Annotated in this window: 19 protein-coding genes and 2 pseudogenes; 15 read left to right on the top strand and 6 right to left on the bottom strand. The window is 70.6% G+C overall.

Going from position 1 to position 17,313, the window contains the following annotated elements:
• The first annotated feature begins 303 nt into the window (after positions 1-303).
• Positions 304-699 carry a VOC family protein gene (locus AB0N06_RS17380; RefSeq protein ID WP_366135533.1) on the top strand — a complete coding sequence of 132 codons (396 nt, stop codon included), beginning with the start codon at positions 304-306 and terminating at the stop codon, positions 697-699.
• On the opposite strand, the gene AB0N06_RS17375 is transcribed toward AB0N06_RS17380, so the two are convergent.
• Together AB0N06_RS17375 and AB0N06_RS17370 are read right to left on the bottom strand one after the other, a co-directional pair.
• Positions 636-1,379: an AraC family transcriptional regulator gene (locus AB0N06_RS17375; protein WP_366135532.1), complete on the bottom strand. Its 744-nt coding sequence runs from the start codon at positions 1,377-1,379 to the stop codon at positions 636-638. The two genes, AB0N06_RS17380 and AB0N06_RS17375, sit on opposite strands and share 64 nt — an antisense overlap.
• Positions 1,380-1,408: 29 nt before the next feature.
• Positions 1,409-2,584: a YihY/virulence factor BrkB family protein gene (locus tag AB0N06_RS17370; RefSeq protein WP_366135531.1), complete on the bottom strand. Its 1,176-nt coding sequence runs from the start codon at positions 2,582-2,584 to the stop codon at positions 1,409-1,411.
• A gap of 17 nt (positions 2,585-2,601) precedes the next feature.
• On the opposite strand from AB0N06_RS17370, the gene AB0N06_RS17365 reads away from it, so the two are divergent.
• The 14 genes from AB0N06_RS17365 to AB0N06_RS17300 all read left to right on the top strand — a co-directional run bounded on the left by AB0N06_RS17365 (position 2,602) and on the right by AB0N06_RS17300 (position 15,001).
• Positions 2,602-4,239, top strand: coding sequence for an acyl-CoA dehydrogenase family protein (locus AB0N06_RS17365; protein WP_366135530.1), 1,638 nt, complete (start codon positions 2,602-2,604; stop codon positions 4,237-4,239).
• A 59-nt stretch (positions 4,240-4,298) separates the two neighbouring features.
• On the top strand, positions 4,299-4,553 hold the full coding sequence (locus AB0N06_RS17360; protein ID WP_366135581.1) for a hypothetical protein: 255 nt from the start codon (positions 4,299-4,301) through the stop codon (positions 4,551-4,553).
• Positions 4,554-4,566: 13 nt separating this feature from the next.
• Positions 4,567-5,154, top strand: a complete 588-nt coding sequence (locus tag AB0N06_RS17355) for a GNAT family N-acetyltransferase (protein WP_358857136.1) — start codon at positions 4,567-4,569, stop codon at positions 5,152-5,154.
• 298 nt (positions 5,155-5,452) lie between these two features.
• Positions 5,453-5,536, top strand: a complete 84-nt coding sequence (locus AB0N06_RS17350) for a putative leader peptide (protein ID WP_317864749.1) — start codon at positions 5,453-5,455, stop codon at positions 5,534-5,536.
• Positions 5,537-5,661: 125 nt separating this feature from the next.
• Entirely contained in the window at positions 5,662-7,359 is a 1,698-nt protein-coding gene (locus AB0N06_RS17345) for a nitrite/sulfite reductase (RefSeq protein ID WP_366135529.1), read from the top strand.
• Positions 7,356-7,571 carry a hypothetical protein gene (locus AB0N06_RS17340; protein ID WP_366135528.1) on the top strand — a complete coding sequence of 72 codons (216 nt, stop codon included), beginning with the start codon at positions 7,356-7,358 and terminating at the stop codon, positions 7,569-7,571. The genes AB0N06_RS17345 and AB0N06_RS17340 overlap by 4 nt, the downstream gene beginning before the upstream one ends.
• On the top strand, positions 7,531-8,247 hold the full coding sequence (locus AB0N06_RS17335; protein ID WP_366135527.1) for a phosphoadenylyl-sulfate reductase: 717 nt from the start codon (positions 7,531-7,533) through the stop codon (positions 8,245-8,247). Before AB0N06_RS17340 ends, AB0N06_RS17335 begins: the two co-directional genes overlap by 41 nt.
• Positions 8,247-8,816 carry an adenylyl-sulfate kinase gene (cysC, locus tag AB0N06_RS17330; RefSeq protein ID WP_366135526.1) on the top strand — a complete coding sequence of 190 codons (570 nt, stop codon included), beginning with the start codon at positions 8,247-8,249 and terminating at the stop codon, positions 8,814-8,816. The genes AB0N06_RS17335 and cysC overlap by 1 nt, the downstream gene beginning before the upstream one ends.
• Complete coding sequence (gene cysD, locus AB0N06_RS17325; protein ID WP_366135525.1) at positions 8,813-9,748, top strand: sulfate adenylyltransferase subunit CysD; 936 nt, start codon at positions 8,813-8,815, stop codon at positions 9,746-9,748. Before cysC ends, cysD begins: the two co-directional genes overlap by 4 nt.
• Positions 9,749-11,110: a GTP-binding protein gene (locus tag AB0N06_RS17320; protein WP_366135524.1), complete on the top strand. Its 1,362-nt coding sequence runs from the start codon at positions 9,749-9,751 to the stop codon at positions 11,108-11,110.
• Between the two features lie 244 nt (positions 11,111-11,354).
• The gene (locus tag AB0N06_RS17315) at positions 11,355-12,470 is read left to right on the top strand and encodes an ABC transporter substrate-binding protein (RefSeq protein WP_366135523.1); all 1,116 of its coding nucleotides are present in this window, start codon (positions 11,355-11,357) and stop codon (positions 12,468-12,470) included.
• 34 nt (positions 12,471-12,504) lie between these two features.
• The gene (locus tag AB0N06_RS17310; RefSeq protein ID WP_366135522.1) at positions 12,505-13,296 is read left to right on the top strand and encodes an ABC transporter ATP-binding protein; all 792 of its coding nucleotides are present in this window, start codon (positions 12,505-12,507) and stop codon (positions 13,294-13,296) included.
• Positions 13,283-14,203 (top strand): ABC transporter permease, encoded by a 921-nt coding sequence (locus AB0N06_RS17305; protein WP_366135521.1) that lies wholly within the window; start codon positions 13,283-13,285, stop codon positions 14,201-14,203. The genes AB0N06_RS17310 and AB0N06_RS17305 overlap by 14 nt, the downstream gene beginning before the upstream one ends.
• Positions 14,204-14,236: 33 nt before the next feature.
• On the top strand, positions 14,237-15,001 hold the full coding sequence (locus tag AB0N06_RS17300) for a CbiX/SirB N-terminal domain-containing protein (RefSeq protein WP_366135520.1): 765 nt from the start codon (positions 14,237-14,239) through the stop codon (positions 14,999-15,001).
• A gap of 273 nt (positions 15,002-15,274) precedes the next feature.
• Here the strand turns inward: AB0N06_RS17300 and AB0N06_RS17295 are convergent, their stop codons facing one another.
• The 4 genes and pseudogenes from AB0N06_RS17295 to AB0N06_RS17280 form a co-directional block, all read right to left on the bottom strand.
• A complete protein-coding gene (locus tag AB0N06_RS17295; RefSeq protein ID WP_366135519.1) occupies positions 15,275-15,907 on the bottom strand; it encodes a DsbA family protein in 633 nt (210 codons plus the stop codon).
• A gap of 68 nt (positions 15,908-15,975) precedes the next feature.
• Entirely contained in the window at positions 15,976-16,560 is a 585-nt protein-coding gene (locus AB0N06_RS17290) for a TIGR03086 family metal-binding protein (protein WP_366135518.1), read from the bottom strand.
• Positions 16,561-16,638: 78 nt separating this feature from the next.
• A pseudogene (locus AB0N06_RS17285) lies at positions 16,639-17,097 on the bottom strand (ketopantoate reductase C-terminal domain-containing protein); the annotation flags it as partial.
• A 25-nt stretch (positions 17,098-17,122) separates the two neighbouring features.
• A pseudogene (locus AB0N06_RS17280) lies at positions 17,123-17,312 on the bottom strand (DUF4440 domain-containing protein); the annotation flags it as partial.
• Position 17,313 lies beyond the last annotated feature (1 nt).

The raw sequence follows: 17,313 nt of genomic DNA, 5'->3' as shown, positions 1-17,313 counted from the left end.
GACCTTTCGCCACGGGTCTTCCGGCGCCGGCCGGGAGACCCGGTAAGGACGACAGGCGGACACGGTCCCGTTCTTGATCAAAGCTTCAGCGGGTCATCGCGCGGGAGAAGCTGGTCGAGACCCTGGCCGTGTCCGCGGTGGGTCCACTGCCGGGACAGGGGCGGAGCAGGGAACGCGGCCGTCGAGGAGCCCCCTGGTCCGCACCGAAAATCTAGGTCACCCGCCCCGACGCCCCCGCAGCCGGACAAGGAGATGACCGATTCGTACAAGACCCGTGGCGCGTGTCCGTTCTACGTTCGGACCATGACTCCACGAATCGACGCGATCGGCATCACGACCGCGGATCTGGCCGCATCGCTCGCCTTCTACCGCCGGCTCGGGCTCGACATCCCGGCCGGGGCGGATTCCGCACCCCATGTCGAAGTGACCCTGCCGGGCGGGCAGCGCCTCATGTGGGACACCGAGGACGTCGTCCGCGCCTACGACCCCGAGTGGTCCGGTACGCGGGGCGGCGACCGGGTTGGGCTCGCGTTCCGCTGCGACGGTCCGGCGGAGGTGGACGCGGTGTATGACGATCTGACCGGCGCCGGGTACCGGGGCCATCTGAAGCCGTGGGACGCCGTGTGGGGGCAGCGTTACGCGGTGGTCCTCGACCCGGACGGCTGCGCGGTGTCGCTGTTCGCCAACGCCTCGCAGTAGGCGGTCAGGGTCGTGCCGGCCAGTTCGCGCATCTCCCGCGCGAGATGCGCCTGGTCGGTGCAGCCCGCCGCGAGCGCCGCCTCGGCGTACGGCGCTCCGGACCGTACGAGAACGAGCGCGCGCTGCAGTCGCAGGATCCGGGTCAGGGTCTTGGGCCCGTAGCCGAAGGCCGCCAGGGAACGGCGGTGCAGTTGGCGGGCGCCGAGACCGGCCGTGTGCGCGGTGTCGGCGACGGACCGGCCCCGCGCCAGCTGCGCGGCGACGTACCGCATCAGCGGGTCCGCCGGCCCGGTATCGGCCGCCCGCCGCAGTGCCACGGACTCCAGGGCTGCGGCGGGGTCGGCGGCATCGGCGATGCGCTCGGCGAGTACCCGCACCTGGGCGGCCGGCCACAGATCGGCGAGCTCGACCCGCTGGTCACGCAGTTCGTCCGCCGGTACGCCCAGGAGCGCCGGGGCGGTGCCGGGGGCGAACCGGATGCCGGTGAACCGCCGGCCGGTCGCCCCGGCGGGCTCGTACGCATGGGTGTCGGGCCCGGCGACGAGCAGTCGGCCGTCGATCCAGAGCAGGTCCATGCAGCCATCGGGCAGTACCGGTCGGACAGGCCCCTCGGGGACCTGCCGGGTCCAGACGACCGCCCCGCCGAACCGGGACTCCCACTCCTCGTACGTGTCGCCCATTGTGTGAGCCCCTCCAAGGGCTGTCCCCGCTACGAACGGGACTCCCGGGACCTCTTCGTCTCCCGCTCCGCGTCCTTGGCCGGGTCCTTGGCGATGTCCTTCTCGGCCCTCGGCTGCAGCAGCCGGGACTTCACATCGTCCGGCGGCAGGAACCGCGACCACCGCTCCGGGAACTCGGACGGCATGTAGGGACTGTCACCGTCCTCGTCGTACTCCGCCTTCGTCCGCGCCACCAACTCCGCGGCCTGGGCGGCCCGCGCCAGGTCGTTGGCCGCACGTGCCGCCGCCGTCGCCACCGACGGCCACACCCGGTCGATGGCGGCGTTGACCGCCGCCCCCACCAGTACCGCGAACGCGGAGATGCCGATCCACAGCAGCACGGCGATGGGGGCGGCCAGCGACCCGTAGATCGTCGGCCCCTCGACCGTACTGGTCAGATAGATCCGCAGCAGGAAGCTGCCGACCACCCACATGGCGAGCGCCACCAGCGCGCCCGGCACGTCCTCCAGCCACGGCGACCGGACCGGCACGGACACGTGGTAGAGCGTCGTCAGGAACGCGATCGTCAGCAGGATCACCAGCGGCCAGTACAGGACGCTGATGACCTCCGTGCCCCACGGGATGAACTCCACGACCCGGTCGGGGCCGACTACCAGCAGCGGCAGTACGACCGCGCCGAGCAGCAGCGCGACGATGTACAGCAGGAAGGAGAGAAGCCGCGTCTTGACGATGCCGCGCTGGCCGTCGAGGCCGTACATCACGGTGATCGTGTCGATGAAGACGTTCACGGCGCGGGACCCGGACCAGAGCGCGATCGCGAATCCGATCGAGATGACATCGGGCCGGGCACCTGTCGTGACGTCCGTCAGGAGCGGTTTCGCGAAGTCGTTGACACCCCGCTCGGACAGCACCGTCTGCGCCGCGTTCAGGATATTGCGCTCGATGGAGGCGACCGTGGTGGTACTGGTCCACTCGTCGACGTACCCCAGCAGTCCGATCAGGCCGAGCAGCAGGGGCGGCAAGGACAGCAGGGTGAAGAACGCCGCCTCGGCCGCGAGTCCCAGAATGCGGTACTCCATGCACGAATTGACGGTGTCCTTGAGCAACTGCCAGACCATCTGCCGCTTGGATATGTTGCGGTAGAGGACTCGGGCCCGGTGGAGCCGACCCGGTGGCCGCTCGGGTGTTTCATTTGCTGCCTGCACATCCTTACCGTATCCGCATGGCAGCCACCACCCACACCGTGTCCAATCAGGTCCCGCCGCTGGTCGGCTACGACGTCTTCGCGGCCGACCGCGCGCTCACCGAGGCCGTGGAGCGGCATCTCGCGCCCGAACGGCTGGCGGGGGTGCGCGAGGAACTGCACGACCTGGGCCGGGCCGCGGGGTCCGCGCAGGTCCAGGAGTGGGGCACGCAGGCGAACGAGAATCCGCCGAAGCTCCGCACCCATGACCGGTACGGGCATCGCATCGACGAAGTGGAGTTCCACCCGTCCTGGCACCGGCTGCTCGGGCACGCGGTCACCGCCGGGCTGACCGATGCCTGGGGGCGGCCCGGCGGGCATGTGCGGCGCGCGGCCGGGTTCCTGGTGTGGACACAGGCCGAGGGCGGGCACGGCTGCCCGCTGTCGATGACGCACGCGGCGGTGCCCGCGCTGCGGACCGATCCGGAGCTGGCCGCCGAGTGGGAGCCGCGCCTGACGTCGCCGGTGTACGAGCGGGGGCTCCGGCCCGCCGCGCAGAAGGCCGGTGTGCTCTTCGGGATGGGCATGACGGAGAAGCAGGGCGGCACCGATGTGCGGTCCAACACGACACGGGCCGAGCCACTGTCCGCCGACGGCGAGTACCTGCTCACCGGGCACAAGTGGTTCTGCTCGGCCCCGATGTCCGACGGCTTCCTGGTGCTGGCGCAGGCACCCGACGGGCTGACGTGCTTCCTGCTGCCCCGGGTGCTGCCCGACGGCACCCGCAACGTGTTCGCGATCCAGCGCCTCAAGGACAAGCTGGGCAACCGGTCCAACGCCTCGGCCGAGGTCGAGTTCGACGGGACGTGGGCACGCCGGGTCGGCGAGGAGGGACGCGGGGTCCGCACCATCATCGAGATGGTGGCGGCGACCCGGCTGGACTGTGTGACCGGTTCGGCGGCGCTGATGCGGCAGGCGGTCGCCCAGGCGGTCCACCACTGCACGTACCGCAGCGCGTTCGGCGGGGTGCTGATCGAGAAGCCGCTGATGCGGAACGTACTGGCCGATCTGGCGCTGGAGTCCGAGGCGGCGACGGTGCTGGCACTGCGGCTGGCCGCCGCGTACGACGCCGGTACGGAGGCGGAGGCCGCGTTCCTGCGGATCGCGGTGCCCACGGCGAAGTACTGGGTGACGAAGCGGTGCACCCCCATGGTGGGCGAGGCGCTGGAGTGCCTGGGCGGGAACGGTTACGTCGAGGAGTCCGGGATGCCGCGGCTGCTGCGCGAGGCGCCGCTCAACTCGATCTGGGAGGGCTCCGGGAACGTGCAGGCCCTGGACGTCCTGCGGGCGCTGCAGCGCGAACCGCAGGCGCTGAACGCGTTCCTCCAGGAGGTCGGCAGGGCGCGCGGTGCCGATCACCGGCTGGACGGGGCAATCAAGGCCATGCTGACCGAGCTCGCCGATCTGAACGGGATCGAGGCGCGGGCCCGCCGGCTCGTCGAACGGATGGCGCTGGTACTGCAGGGTTCGCTGCTGGTCCGCTGGGCGCCGCCGGAGGTCGCCGACGCGTTCTGTGCGTCGCGGCTGGGCGGGGACTGGGGCGCGGCGTTCGGGACGCTGCCGCACAGCCTGGACCTGGCGTCGATCGTGGAGCGCGCACGGCCCGTCGCACACTGATCCGCCCGGAAAAGCGACGCAGGGTGGTGCTGCGCCGACACGGCACCACCCTCCATGCTGTGCACACCGAGCAACAGGGCACAGGCTCCGCCGTGCGGTCCCGGCTGCCGCTGCCGAAGTCGCTGCAACCGGGCCGGGTGTGGCTGCCGTCACTCGGCATGTGCCGGGTGGAGCCACTGCCCGGCGGCTGGCTCGTGCAGGTGGCGGACGGCCCGTCGGACGGTGGTCAGGGCCCGGACGACGGGGTGACCGGAGAACCGGAGTCCTCCAGTCCGCACCGCGGGACAGGCTTTGGCCAAAGCTGCACGGCATGATTCCCTGACAGCCATGAGCAACACGGAACGCACAGCCGCCGCCGAGGTGACCGTCTGGTCCCTGGAACAGACCTCCCCCGACGACCTGCGGCCCGCCGCAGCCCCCGAGGGCGACATCCGGATCGTACGGTCGGCGGTGCCGCTGCCCGAGTTCAGCCGGTTCCTGTACACGGCGGTCGGGGGCGACATCCAGTGGACCGACCGGCTCTCGATGACGTACGCGCAGTGGCAGGAGGCACTGGACCGGCCCGGCGCGGAGACCTGGGTGGCGTACGAGAACGGGACCCCGGCCGGGTACATCGAACTGGACCCGCAGGACGAGGGCGTCGTCGAGATCATGTACTTCGGACTGATCCCGGCGTTCCGCGGCCGCCGGATCGGGGGCCATCTGCTCGCCTACGGGGCCGCGCGCGCCTGGGACCTGGCGGAGCGCTGGCCGGAGCGGACGCCGACGAAGCGGGTGTGGCTGCACACCTGCTCCAAGGACGGCCCGCACGCGATGGACAACTACCTGCGGCGCGGGTTCCGGCTCTTCGACACGAAGGTGGAGCTGGAGCCGGAGGTGGCCACGCCGGGGCCGTGGCCGGGGGCGCAGCGGTAGAAGTCGGGCCGGCGCCTTGCGCGCCGCGGGGCCGTCCCGGAACCGGGACCACCTGTGGCGCCCCGCCGCGCGAGGCGCAGCGCCGGATCGCCGCGCGTCCGCCGGGTATGTGCGGTTGCCCGGAGGCGGCGATCCTACGGGACACCGTACGGACATACCGGGAGCTAGCGGCTCATACGGATCCGAACGCCCGCACCTTGGCGTGACCGGCACCACAGTGTCTCACTTTTCGGGACAGTCTCGTCCACATCATGGATAGTGGTGGACTGTCCCGAGACGCGCGTGACAGGCTTCCGTCATGCCTGGAACTGGGATTGCCTTGGTGAGTCGACGCCACGTCGACCTCGGCCGCGTGTCCAGCGCCATCTGTCCGGCGAGCTGAGAGTCCCAGCACCCGCCGCGATCCCCCCTTTCTTTCTTTTCTCTGCAACTCCTGCGCACCGCCGCGCCTCAGCGCGAGTGTGCAGTTCAGAGCCGCCCTCCCGCAGTCCCGAAGGACGTACTGTCATGGCCGCCACCCCGGAACAGCCTGCGACCACCACACCCCGCCGCAAGGCCGGACGCCACCGTGGCGAGGGCCAGTGGGCCGTGGGACACCACACTCCGCTCAACGGCAATGAGCAGTTCAAGAAGGACGACGACGGTCTCAATGTACGGACACGGATTGAGACGATCTACTCCAAGCGCGGATTCGACTCGATCGACCCCAACGATCTTCGTGGGCGCATGCGCTGGTGGGGTCTCTACACCCAGCGCAAGCCCGGGATCGACGGGGGCAAGACCGCGATCCTGGAGCCCGAGGAGCTGGACGACACGTACTTCATGCTGCGGATCCGGATCGACGGCGGCCGGCTGACCACCGCGCAGCTGCGCGTCATCGGCGAGATCTCGCAGGAGTACGCGCGCGGCACCGCGGACATCACCGACCGGCAGAACATCCAGCTGCACTGGATCCGCATCGAGGACGTCCCGGCGATCTGGGAGAAGCTGGAGGCCGTCGGGCTCTCCACCACCGAGGCGTGCGGCGACTGCCCGCGGGTGATCATCGGCTCGCCGGTGGCCGGGATCGCCGCCGACGAGATCATCGACGGCACGCCCGCGGTCGACGAGATCCACGACCGCTACATCGGCAACAAGGAATTCTCCAACCTGCCGCGCAAGTTCAAGACCGCGATCTCCGGCTCCCCTGTGCAGGACGTGGTCCACGAGATCAACGACATCGCGTTCGTCGGCGTGGTCCACCCCGAGCACGGTCCGGGTTTCGACCTCTGGGTCGGTGGCGGGCTCTCCACCAACCCACGGCTCGCCGAACGGCTGGGCGCCTGGGTACCGCTGGACGAGGTCCCGGACGTCTGGGCCGGCGTGGTGGGGATCTTCCGTGATTACGGCTACCGGCGGCTGCGCACCCGCGCCCGGCTGAAGTTCCTGATGGCCGACTGGGGCCCGGCGAAGTTCCGCCAGGTACTGGAGGACGAGTACCTGAAGCGCCCACTGATCGACGGGCCCGCACCCGAGCAGCCGAGCAGCCGCTGGCGCGACCACGTGGGTGTCCACCAGCAGCAGGACGGCCGCTTCTACGTCGGGTTCGCGCCCCGGGTCGGCCGGGTGGACGGCTCCACGCTGGCCAAGATCGCCGACCTGGCGGCCGCGCACGGTTCGGACCGGCTGCGCACCACCGTCGAGCAGAAGATGCTCATCCTCGACGTCGAGCAGGACCAGGTGGACTCCCTGGTCACGGGACTCGAGGCGCTCGACTTCCAGGTGAGACCCTCGCCCTTCCGCCGCGGCACGATGGCCTGCACCGGCATCGAGTTCTGCAAGCTGGCGATCGTCGAGACGAAGGCACGCGGCGCCTCGCTGATCGACGAACTGGAGCGCCGCATGCCGGAGTTCGACGAGCCGCTCACCATCAACATCAACGGCTGCCCCAATGCCTGCGCCCGCATCCAGACCGCGGACATCGGCCTCAAGGGTCAGCTCGTCCTGGACGCCGACGGCAACCAGGTCGAGGGTTACCAGGTGCACCTCGGTGGCGCACTGGGCCTGGAGGCCGGCTTCGGCCGCAAGGTCCGTGGCCTGAAGGTCACTTCCGCCGAGCTGCCCGACTACGTCGAGCGGGTGCTGGGCCGGTTCCAGGCGGAGCGCGAGGACGGCGAGCGGTTCGCGACCTGGGCGGCGCGGGCCAGTGCGGAGTCGCTGTCATGAGCGAGCGCGCCGCACCGTTCTACTGCCCGTACTGCGGCGACGAGGACCTGCGCCCGCACGAGACCGGGCACGGTGCCTGGGAATGTGCTTCCTGCAACCGCGCGTTCCAGCTCACATTCCTGGGCCTGCTGACCCGAGGACTTCAGCGCAACGACGTTGAACGGAGGGAATATGACGGCGGCTCAGCAACACCGACAGCTAGGGTCCGATGAGCTCAGGGAGCTGGCCGAGCGAGCGGGGCGGGAACTCGAGGACGCCTCCGCGCCGGAGATCCTGCAGTGGGCCGCCGACACCTTCGGCAGGCGGTTCTGCGTCACCTCCTCGATGGAGGACGCGGTCGTGGCGCATCTCGCGTCCCGCGCCTTCCCGGGCGTCGACGTGGTCTTCCTCGACACCGGTTACCACTTCGAGGAGACGATCGGCACGCGTGACGCCGTCGAGGCCGTGATGGATGTCAGCGTCATCACGTTGACCCCGCGGCAGACGGTGGCCGAGCAGGACGCCGAGTACGGGCCGAAGCTGCACGACCGGGACCCCGACCTGTGCTGCAAGCTGCGCAAGGTCAAGCCCCTTGAGGAGGGCCTGACGTCGTACGCGGCCTGGGCGACCGGGCTGCGTCGCGACGAGTCCCCGACCCGCGCGAACACCCCGGTCGTCGGCTGGGACGAGAAGCGGCAGAAGGTCAAGATCTCGCCCATCGCCCGCTGGACGCAGGACGACGTCGACGCCTACGTCGCGGAACACGGAGTCCTCACCAACCCGCTGCTGATGGACGGTTACGCCTCCGTGGGCTGCGCGCCCTGCACCCGCCGGGTATGGGACGGCGAGGACGCACGCGCGGGCCGGTGGGCCGGGCGGGGCAAGACCGAGTGTGGGCTGCACGACTGATGACGACTGATCAGGAGAGTTCGATGAGCGTGACGGAGACGGGAGCCACCGTCTGGCTGACCGGTCTGCCGAGCGCGGGCAAGACCACCATCGCGTACGAACTGGCCGGGCGGCTGCGCAGCGAGGGCCACCGGGTGGAGGTGCTCGACGGCGACGAGATCCGGGAGTTCCTCTCCGCGGGTCTGGGCTTCTCCCGCGAGGACCGGCACACCAACGTCCAGCGGATCGGCTTCGTCGCCGAACTGCTGGCGGCCAACGGCGTGAAGGTGCTGGTCCCGGTCATCGCCCCGTACGCGGACAGCCGGGACGCGGTACGCAAGCGTCACCAGGCCGAGGGCACCGCGTATCTGGAGGTGCATGTCGCGACTCCGGTCGAGGTGTGCTCCGTACGCGACGTGAAGGGGCTCTACGCCAAGCAGGCGGCGGGCGAGATCAGCGGGCTCACCGGGGTCGACGACCCGTACGAGGCGCCCGAGTCGCCGGACCTGCGGATCGAGTCGCACCAGCAGACCGTGCAGGAGTCCGCGGCGGAGCTGTACGCGCTGCTGAGCGAGAGGGGTGCAGCGTGACGACCGTCGCGGCTGTTTCGGAAAGCACCGACAATCCGTACGCACTCAGCCACCTGGACTCCCTGGAGTCCGAGGCAGTGCACATCTTCCGAGAGGTGGCGGGAGAGTTCGAGCGGCCGGTGATCCTGTTCTCCGGCGGCAAGGACTCGATCGTGATGCTGCACCTGGCGCTGAAGGCGTTCGCGCCGGCGCCGGTGCCGTTCACGCTGCTGCACGTCGACACCGGGCACAACTTCCCCGAGGTCCTCGACTACCGCGACCGCACCGTCGCCGAGCACGGGCTGCGGCTGCATGTCGCCTCCGTGCAGGAGTACATCGACGCCGGGAAGCTCCGCGAGCGCCCCGACGGCACCCGCAACCCGCTGCAGACCGTGCCGCTGACCGAGGCGATCCAGGAGCACCGCTTCGACGCCGTGTTCGGCGGCGGCCGCCGCGACGAGGAGAAGGCGCGCGCCAAGGAGCGGGTCTTCTCGCTGCGCGACGAGTTCTCCCAGTGGGACCCACGCCGCCAGCGCCCCGAGCTGTGGCAGCTGTACAACGGCCGCCACGCCCCCGGCGAGCACGTCCGGGTCTTCCCGATCTCCAACTGGACCGAGCTCGACGTCTGGCAGTACATCGAGCGCGAGGGAATCGAGCTTCCGGAGATCTACTTCGCCCACGAGCGGGAGGTCTTCAACCGCTCCGGGATGTGGCTGACCGCCGGTGACTGGGGCGGTCCCAAGGAGGGCGAGCGGGTCGAGACCCGGCAGGTGCGCTACCGCACCGTCGGCGACATGTCCTGCACCGGCGCGGTCGACTCGGACGCCACGACGCTCGCCGCCGTGATCACCGAGATCGCCGCCTCCCGGCTCACCGAGCGGGGTGCGACGCGCGCCGACGACAAGATGTCCGAGGCCGCGATGGAAGACCGTAAGCGCGAGGGGTACTTCTAAATGAGCACAATCTCCGATGAGTTGTCGACCACCACCCTGCTGCGGTTCGCCACCGCGGGGTCCGTCGACGACGGGAAGTCCACTCTCGTCGGACGCCTTCTGCACGACTCCAAGTCGGTCCTGACCGACCAGCTGGAGGCCGTCGAGCACGCCTCGCGCAGCCGGGGCCAGAAGACGCCGGACCTGGCGCTGCTGACCGACGGGCTGCGGGCCGAGCGCGAGCAGGGCATCACCATCGATGTCGCCTACCGCTATTTCGCCACGCCGCGCCGCCGGTTCATCCTGGCCGACACCCCGGGACATGTGCAGTACACCCGGAACATGGTGACGGGGGCCTCGACGGCCGAGCTGGCCGTCGTCCTGGTGGACGCCCGCAACGGCGTCGTCGAGCAGACCCGTCGGCACGCCGCCGTCGCCGCCCTGCTGCGGGTGCCGCACGTGGTCCTGGCCGTCAACAAGATGGACCTGGTCGACTACGCGGAGCCCGTATTCGCCGCCATCGCCGAGGAGTTCACCGCATACGCCGCCTCGCTCGGCGTTCCGGGCTGGGGGCCTGGCGGGGACCCCCAGGAGAACTGGTGCACCGCGATCCCGATCTCCGCGCTCGCCGGTGACAACGTCGTGGAGCCCTCCGCGCACATGGACTGGTACGGCGGCCCGACGGTCCTCGAACACCTGGAGACGGTGCCGGTCAGCCACGACCTCACCGGCTGCCACGCACGCTTCCCCGTCCAGTACGTGATCCGGCCGCAGTCCGCCGAGCACCCCGACTACCGGGGCTACGCGGGCCAGATCGCCGCCGGCGCGTTCCGGGTGGGCGAGGCCGTCACGGTCCTGCCCTCGGGCCGCACGTCGACGATCGCCGGGATCGACGCGCTCGGCGAGAGCGTGGACATCGCCTGGGCGCCCCAGTCGGTGACCGTCCGGCTCGCCGACGACATCGACGTCTCGCGCGGAGACCTCATCGCACCGGCCGACGACGCACCGGCGGTCACCCAGGACGTCGAGGCGACCGTCTGCCACGTCGCGGACCAGCCGCTCGTGGTCGGCCAGCGGGTGCTGCTCAAGCACACCACCCGTACGGTCAAGGCGATCGTCAAGGACATCCCGTCGCGGCTGACGCTCGACGACCTCTCGCAGCACCCGGCGCCCGGACAGCTCGTCGCCAACGACATCGGCCGAGTCGTCGTCCGTACCGCGTCGCCGCTCGCACTGGACGCGTACGCGGACTCCCGGCGCACCGGCTCGTTCCTGCTGATCGACCCGGCGGACGGCACCACGCTGACGGCCGGCATGGCGGGCGCCTCGTTCGCCGCCGAGGCCGAGGCCGTGACCGCCGACGACGCCGAATGGGACTTCTGATGGTTGTCGACATCTACGCGACGTTCGCGAAGGAGGGCGGCCGCATCGGCAGCGGCGCCCTCGGCAGCGGCCAGGGCGGGGTCGCGCGATGTGCGTGATGACGTACGCGCACTTCCTGCGCGCCCGCTTGCACCAACCGCACCGCCGATACCGCCAGTTCAGACGAAGACATGCCGACTGCCCGGCCGCGTCCCCATAACCGTCGAGGGACGTGAGCACCGGGCCAACGAGAGGAACGCCTCCCGTGCCTGCCACCCGTTTCCCCCTGCGCCGCGGCCTCGCCGCGGCCGCCGCTCTGCCGCTGCTCGCCGTGGCGCTCACCGCCTGCGGCTACGGCTCCGCGGCGAAGGGCGACGACACCAAGAAGGTGAACGTCTCCGCCGACGGCAAGAAGCTCTCCGCGGACACCGTGAAGATCGGCTACTTCCCGAACCTCACACACGCAACCGCCATGGTCGGCATCCAGGAAGGCATCATCGCCAAGGAGCTCGGGGGCACGACGGTCAAGCCGTCGACGTTCAACGCGGGCCCGTCCGAGATCGAGGCGCTCAACGCCGGTTCGATCGACATCGGCTTCATCGGCCCCTCCCCTTCCATCAACGGCTTCACCAAGTCCGGGGGCAAGAGCCTGCGGATCATCGGCGGTGCGGCGTCCGGCGGCGTGAAGCTGGTCGTCAACCCGAAGAAGATCAAGACCCTGGACGATCTCAAGGGCAAGAAGATCGCCACCCCGCAGCTCGGCAACACCCAGGACGTGGCCTTCCTCAACTGGCTCTCCGAGAAGGGGTGGAAGGCCGACGCCCAGAGCGGCAAGGGCGACGTCTCCGTGGTCCGCACGGACAACAAGGTGACTCCGGACGCCTACAAGGCCGGTTCCGTCGACGGCGCCTGGGTCCCCGAGCCGACCGCCTCCAAGCTGGTCGCGCAGGGCGCGAAGGTGCTCCTCGACGAGTCGACGCTCTGGCCGGACCACACGTTCGTGATCACGAACATCATCGTGTCGCAGAAATTCCTCACGGAGCACCCGGACGTCGTCGAGGCGGTGCTGCGCGGTTCGGTCAACACCAACGCGTGGATCAACGCCAACCCGGACAAGGCGAAGGCGTCCGCCAACACCGCGCTCAAGAAGCTGTCCGGCAAGGAGCTGCCGGCCGAGGTCCTCGACCCGGCGTGGAAGTCGATCCGGTTCACCGATGACCCGCTGGCCACCACGCTCGTCACGGAGGCCCAGCACGCGGTGAAGGCGGGTCTGCTGGAGCAGACGGATCTGACGGGCATCTACGACCTGAAGCCGCTGAACAAGATCCTCAAGGCCGCGGGCAAGCCCGAGGTCGCCGACGCCGGACTCGGCGTCAAGTAGGACCCGTTCCAGGAACTCCCAGGAGGTGACGACCATGGCGATGACCACGCTCACCAAGGCCGAGGGCCGTACGGCGGTCGGGCACGCCGCCCGTATCGACCACGTCTCGAAGTCCTTCGGCGGGCCGGAGGGGCCGCAGCTCGTCCTGGACGACATCACGCTCGATGTCGCTCCCGGCGAGTTCGTCACCCTTCTGGGAGCTTCCGGGTGCGGCAAATCGACGCTGCTCAACCTGGTGGCCGGACTCGACCGCCCGACCGCGGGGTCCATCGAGATCCCCGGCGGGCGGCCGGCCCTGATGTTCCAGGAGCACGCCCTCTTCCCGTGGCTGACCGCGGGCAAGAACGTCGAGCTCGCGCTGCGACTGCGTGGTGTACCCAAGTCCGACCGCCGCACGGAGGCGGAGCGGCTGCTCGAACTCGTACGGCTCGGCGGGGCGTACGGGAAGCGGGTGCACGAACTCTCGGGCGGCATGCGCCAGCGGGTGGCGATGGCCCGCGCGCTCGCCCAGGACAGCCAACTGCTGTTGATGGACGAGCCGTTTGCCGCTCTCGACGCCATCACCCGGGATGTTCTGCACGACGAGCTGACCCGGATCTGGCGCGAGACGAACGTCTCGGTCCTCTTCGTCACGCACAACGTGCGCGAGGCGGTCCGGCTCGCCGAGCGGGTCGTCCTGCTGTCGTCGCGGCCGGGCCGGATCGCCCGCGAGTGGACCGTCGACATCGACCAGCCGCGCCGTATCGAGGACACCGCGGTGGCGGAGTTGTCCGTCGAGATCACCGAACACCTGCGTGGGGAGATCCGCCGACATGGCCAGCACTGACACCACCACCGAGGACAGCACCGCCGCGTCCGGCACGCTCAAAGACGCCGCCCAGGACCTGGCCGGGCTGGAGGCGGGGCTCGACGCGCTCGACGCGGTGCGGGTGAGCCGGACTCCGGTACGCCAGGTGCTGGTGCGGAAGGTCCTGCCGCCGGTCGTGGCCGTCGCGCTGGTGCTCATCGTCTGGCAGATCCTCATCTGGGCGAAGGTCACCGACGACTACAAGCTGCCGTCGCCGTCCCAGGTCTGGGACGAGGTGACCAACGCCTGGGCGCAGGGCACCCTGCTCGGCTACATCTGGACGAGCGTCTCGCGCGGCCTGCTCGGCTTCCTGCTGGCGCTCGTCATCGGTACCCCGCTCGGGCTGCTGGTGGCGCGCGTGAAGGTGGTGCGCGCGGCAATCGGGCCGGTGCTCTCCGGTCTCCAGTCGCTGCCGTCGGTGGCGTGGGTGCCGCCCGCGGTGATCTGGCTGGGGCTCGACGACACGATGATGTACGCGGTGATCCTGCTGGGCGCCGTCCCGTCGATCGCCAACGGTCTCGTCGCCGGTGTCGACCAGATCCCGCCGCTGCACCTGCGGGCCGGGCAGACGCTGGGCGCCACCGGGCTGCGCGGCACCTGGCACATCGTGCTGCCCGCCTCGCTGCCCGGCTATCTGGCGGGGCTGAAGCAGGGCTGGGCGTTCTCCTGGCGCTCGCTGATGGCCGCCGAGATCATCGCCTCGTCGCCCGATCTGGGCGTGGGCCTGGGGCAGTTGCTGGAGCAGGGCCGCGAGACCAGCAGCATGTCGATGGTGTTTCTCGCCATCTTCCTGATCCTGATCGTCGGCATCGCCATCGACCTGCTGATCTTCAGCCCGTTGGAGCGGTGGGTGCTGCGCAGCCGCGGTCTCCTCGTCAGTCGCTGACCCACGAAACCGACCCAGGAACCGAGTATCGTCATGGCTTCCCCCGTTCTTCTCGTCATCGCCCACGGCAGCCGCGATCCGCGGCACGCGGCGACCGTGCACGCACTCACCGCGCGGGTCCGGGCTCTGCGCCCGGGACTTCGCGTGGAGACCGGCTTCCTGGAGTTCAACGCCCCGTCCGTACCGCGGGTGCTGGAGCGGCTGGCCGGGCAAGGCGCCGGCGAGGTGGTGGCCCTGCCGCTGCTGCTGACCCGGGCCTTCCACGCCAAGACCGACATCCCCGCCGTGCTGCACGAGGCACAGACCCGGCTGCCGCGGCTGCGGATCCGGCAGGCGGAGGTGCTCGGCCCATCGCCGCTGCTGAACTCCGCCCTGGAACGGCGGCTGCACGAAGCCGGGGTCTCCCCCGGCGACCGAAGCTCGACCGGCCTCGTCCTGGCGTCGGCGGGCTCCACAGACCCGGAGGCGATCGCAGTGATCGCTGAAATCGCGCGGGAGCTGCGGCACACCGGTTGGTGCGCCGTGCGGCCTGCGTTCGCCTCCGCTGCATCTCCTGGGGGCCATCCCCCCGCCGAGGACGCGGTGCGGGCCCTGCGGGCGTCCGGTGTCCGTCGTGTCGCCGTGGCCCCGTACGTCATCGCGCCCGGCCGCCTCCCCGACCGTATCGCCGCGGGCGCCCGGGAGGCGGAGGCGGATGTACTGGCCGACGTGCTCGGCCCTTCGCGGGAGTTGGCGCGGCTGCTGCTGCGCCGCTATGACGAGGCGTGTGTGCCGCGCGTGGCGGCGCTCACCGCCTGACAGCGGCGCGGGATGCGCGGCGCCCGGCCGTCTCGGTCCGCCCGGCCTTGGCCGTCGCCCTGACCGTGACGGCCGCTCCGGCGCCCGCCGCGGTGCCCGGCGACGGTGACCGTGTACGCGGCCGAGGGGAGGGACGGGACACCGGCACCCTGCGCGCCGGCCGCGGTGACGGTGAAGGGGCCTACGTCCTCGGGGAGCCCACCGCTGCGGATGCGGGCGGGCTCCGCGTCCGGAGCGTGAGGAGGACCCCGCCGCGCCGGAGGGGCGCGGCGGTCAGCCGACGTCGAGGCTGCCGGTGCGGGTGCGCTTGAGCTCGAAGAAGTCCGGGTAACCGGCCAGCACCCGGAAGCTGTCGAAGAGCCTGCCCGCCTCCTCGCCGCGCGGGGCGGCGCGCAGCACCGGGCCGAACCACACCGTGCCGTCGACATGGATCGTCGGCGTGCCGACATAGCCGTCCGCCTCCGGGTCCTTGCCCGCGTCATGGCTGCGCCGCAGCGCTTCGTCGTAGGTGTCCGCGTGCGCGGCACCGGCGAGCGCGGCGGGCAGGCCGAGCTCGGCGAGGGATTCGGCGATCACCTCGTCGAAGTCCTCGTTCTTCTGCTGGTGGATGCGGGTGCCGAAGGCGGTGTAGAGGTCCCGGAGCACGCCGTCGCCGTGCTCGGCCGCCGCGGCGACCGCGACCCGTACCGGGCCGATCGACTTGTCGACCAGTTCCCGGTACCAGTCGGGCAGTTCATTGCCGGTGTTGTGCAGATGGAGGCTCATGACATGGAAGCGGAGCTCGATGTCACGCTGCTGCTCCACCTCCAGCATCCAGCGGGAGGTGATCCAGGCGAACGGGCAGGCGGGGTCGAAGTAGAAGTCGACGACGGCGCGGTCAGTACCGTGATTCCGATGAGTAGTCATGGGCCGAGCGTAGCCAGCCATTGGCATATGGCTACGGGCCAATCAGCATGCCTTCCAGTGGGCCACTTTCAGGCGGCGGTCCACTGCGGATCGCGTCCGCTGCGGGCCAGTGCGCGCGCGAGGACGGGCGCCGATCCGGGCACGTCGACCTCGTCGGCGAAGCCGCCGTACTGCCGGTAGAGCTCGGCGGACCCCTCGATGACGCCGAGGACGTACGCGGCCGCCCCGTCGGAGAGCCTGAGCTCCTGACCGGTCGCGCGGGCCACGTCCCAACTGTGCAGAGCCGTCTCCTCGATGAGCATCGCGGCGATCTCGGCCGCGGGGGAGGACGCATGGCCCAGGTCGATCTCGCCCTCCCAGACGGCCGGGTCCGACCAGGCGGCGACGGCCCGGTCGAGCTGCGCCGCGTACTGCTCGGCCCAGTCGGCGTCGGCCGTGAAGTCACGGGCCTTGAGCTCGTCGGGGAGGGGCGTGCGCCGGGCGCGGTGCTCCAGGCCGTGCGAGGTGTAAAGCACCCAGTGGTTGATCAGTTCCCGCAGATCCCAGTCACCGCAGGGAGTGGTGGGCGCCGTCAGCTGTTCGGCGCTGATGCCACGGGCGATACGGGCTGCCTCGGCGGCGCATTCGGTCATATGGGCGTGCTCGGTCTTCATGCACCGAACGGTACCGCCGGCCGCCGGCTCCGGTATTGAAGAAATGCGACAGCGGCCCGTGCCGGATGTCCGGCTCGCTCAGGACGCGGCGTCGACCAGTGCGGCGAGTTCGGCCACGGACATCGATCCGGGCTCCCGCCGCTCACGCGCGAACGCGTTCGCGGTGCGCTGCAGCACGTCGTTGACCGGTGTGGGCACCCCGTACAGCCGCCCGAGCAGCGCGATCTCGCCGTTGAGGTAGTCCGCCTCGATCGTGCCCGTACCGCGGCTGAGGCTCTGCCAGGACGAACCGCCTCCGCGCGGCGAGCCGTCGAACGGTTCGAAGCGGATCCGGCCGTTCCGCGTCTTCGCCTGTTCCTCCTGGCCGACCGCGTCGATACCAGCGGCCGCCAGGACCGCCTTCCCCTCGGCGAGCGCCCGCTTGAACAGAGCGACGGCGTCGTCCCCGGTGAGCAGTCCGGTGACCGCCTCGATCGCGTTGGCGAGATTGGACAGGAGCTTGCCGTACTTCCAGCGCATGACGTCCGGCACGACGGGGCGAGCAGCCTCGACTTCTCCGGTCGGTCAGCCGCCACAGCGAACTGCCGTGCGCCCGGAACCCCTTGGACTCGGTCTCGAAGGTCAGATGGACGACCCCGTCGGCCAGCTGGACCCACCCGGGCGAGGAGTTCGGTGGACGCGCGGACCAGCGGGTCGAGGAGGCTGAGCTCGCCCTCGATGGCCGCGGCGACACCGGGCGACGGCTCAGGCACG

Source organism: Streptomyces sp. NPDC051020 (genome assembly GCF_040683105.1).
In the GTDB taxonomy this organism is placed as follows: Bacteria; Actinomycetota; Actinomycetes; order Streptomycetales; family Streptomycetaceae; genus Streptomyces.
Note: the sequence above shows the minus strand (reverse complement) of the source record. Positions and strands in the feature narration are given on the sequence as shown.

Coding starts and splice junctions, on each gene's coding strand:
- AB0N06_RS17380 (WP_366135533.1), top strand. CDS start 304: ATGACTCCACGAATCGACGCGATCGGCATCACGACCGCGGATCTGGCC.
- AB0N06_RS17375 (WP_366135532.1), bottom strand. CDS start 1,379: ATGGGCGACACGTACGAGGAGTGGGAGTCCCGGTTCGGCGGGGCGGTC.
- AB0N06_RS17365 (WP_366135530.1), top strand. CDS start 2,602: ATGGCAGCCACCACCCACACCGTGTCCAATCAGGTCCCGCCGCTGGTC.
- AB0N06_RS17355 (WP_358857136.1), top strand. CDS start 4,567: ATGAGCAACACGGAACGCACAGCCGCCGCCGAGGTGACCGTCTGGTCC.
- AB0N06_RS17350 (WP_317864749.1), top strand. CDS start 5,453: ATGCCTGGAACTGGGATTGCCTTGGTGAGTCGACGCCACGTCGACCTC.
- AB0N06_RS17345 (WP_366135529.1), top strand. CDS start 5,662: ATGGCCGCCACCCCGGAACAGCCTGCGACCACCACACCCCGCCGCAAG.
- AB0N06_RS17340 (WP_366135528.1), top strand. CDS start 7,356: ATGAGCGAGCGCGCCGCACCGTTCTACTGCCCGTACTGCGGCGACGAG.
- AB0N06_RS17335 (WP_366135527.1), top strand. CDS start 7,531: ATGACGGCGGCTCAGCAACACCGACAGCTAGGGTCCGATGAGCTCAGG.
- cysC (WP_366135526.1), top strand. CDS start 8,247: ATGACGACTGATCAGGAGAGTTCGATGAGCGTGACGGAGACGGGAGCC.
- AB0N06_RS17320 (WP_366135524.1), top strand. CDS start 9,749: ATGAGCACAATCTCCGATGAGTTGTCGACCACCACCCTGCTGCGGTTC.
- AB0N06_RS17310 (WP_366135522.1), top strand. CDS start 12,505: ATGGCGATGACCACGCTCACCAAGGCCGAGGGCCGTACGGCGGTCGGG.
- AB0N06_RS17305 (WP_366135521.1), top strand. CDS start 13,283: ATGGCCAGCACTGACACCACCACCGAGGACAGCACCGCCGCGTCCGGC.
- AB0N06_RS17300 (WP_366135520.1), top strand. CDS start 14,237: ATGGCTTCCCCCGTTCTTCTCGTCATCGCCCACGGCAGCCGCGATCCG.
- AB0N06_RS17295 (WP_366135519.1), bottom strand. CDS start 15,907: ATGACTACTCATCGGAATCACGGTACTGACCGCGCCGTCGTCGACTTC.
- AB0N06_RS17290 (WP_366135518.1), bottom strand. CDS start 16,560: ATGAAGACCGAGCACGCCCATATGACCGAATGCGCCGCCGAGGCAGCC.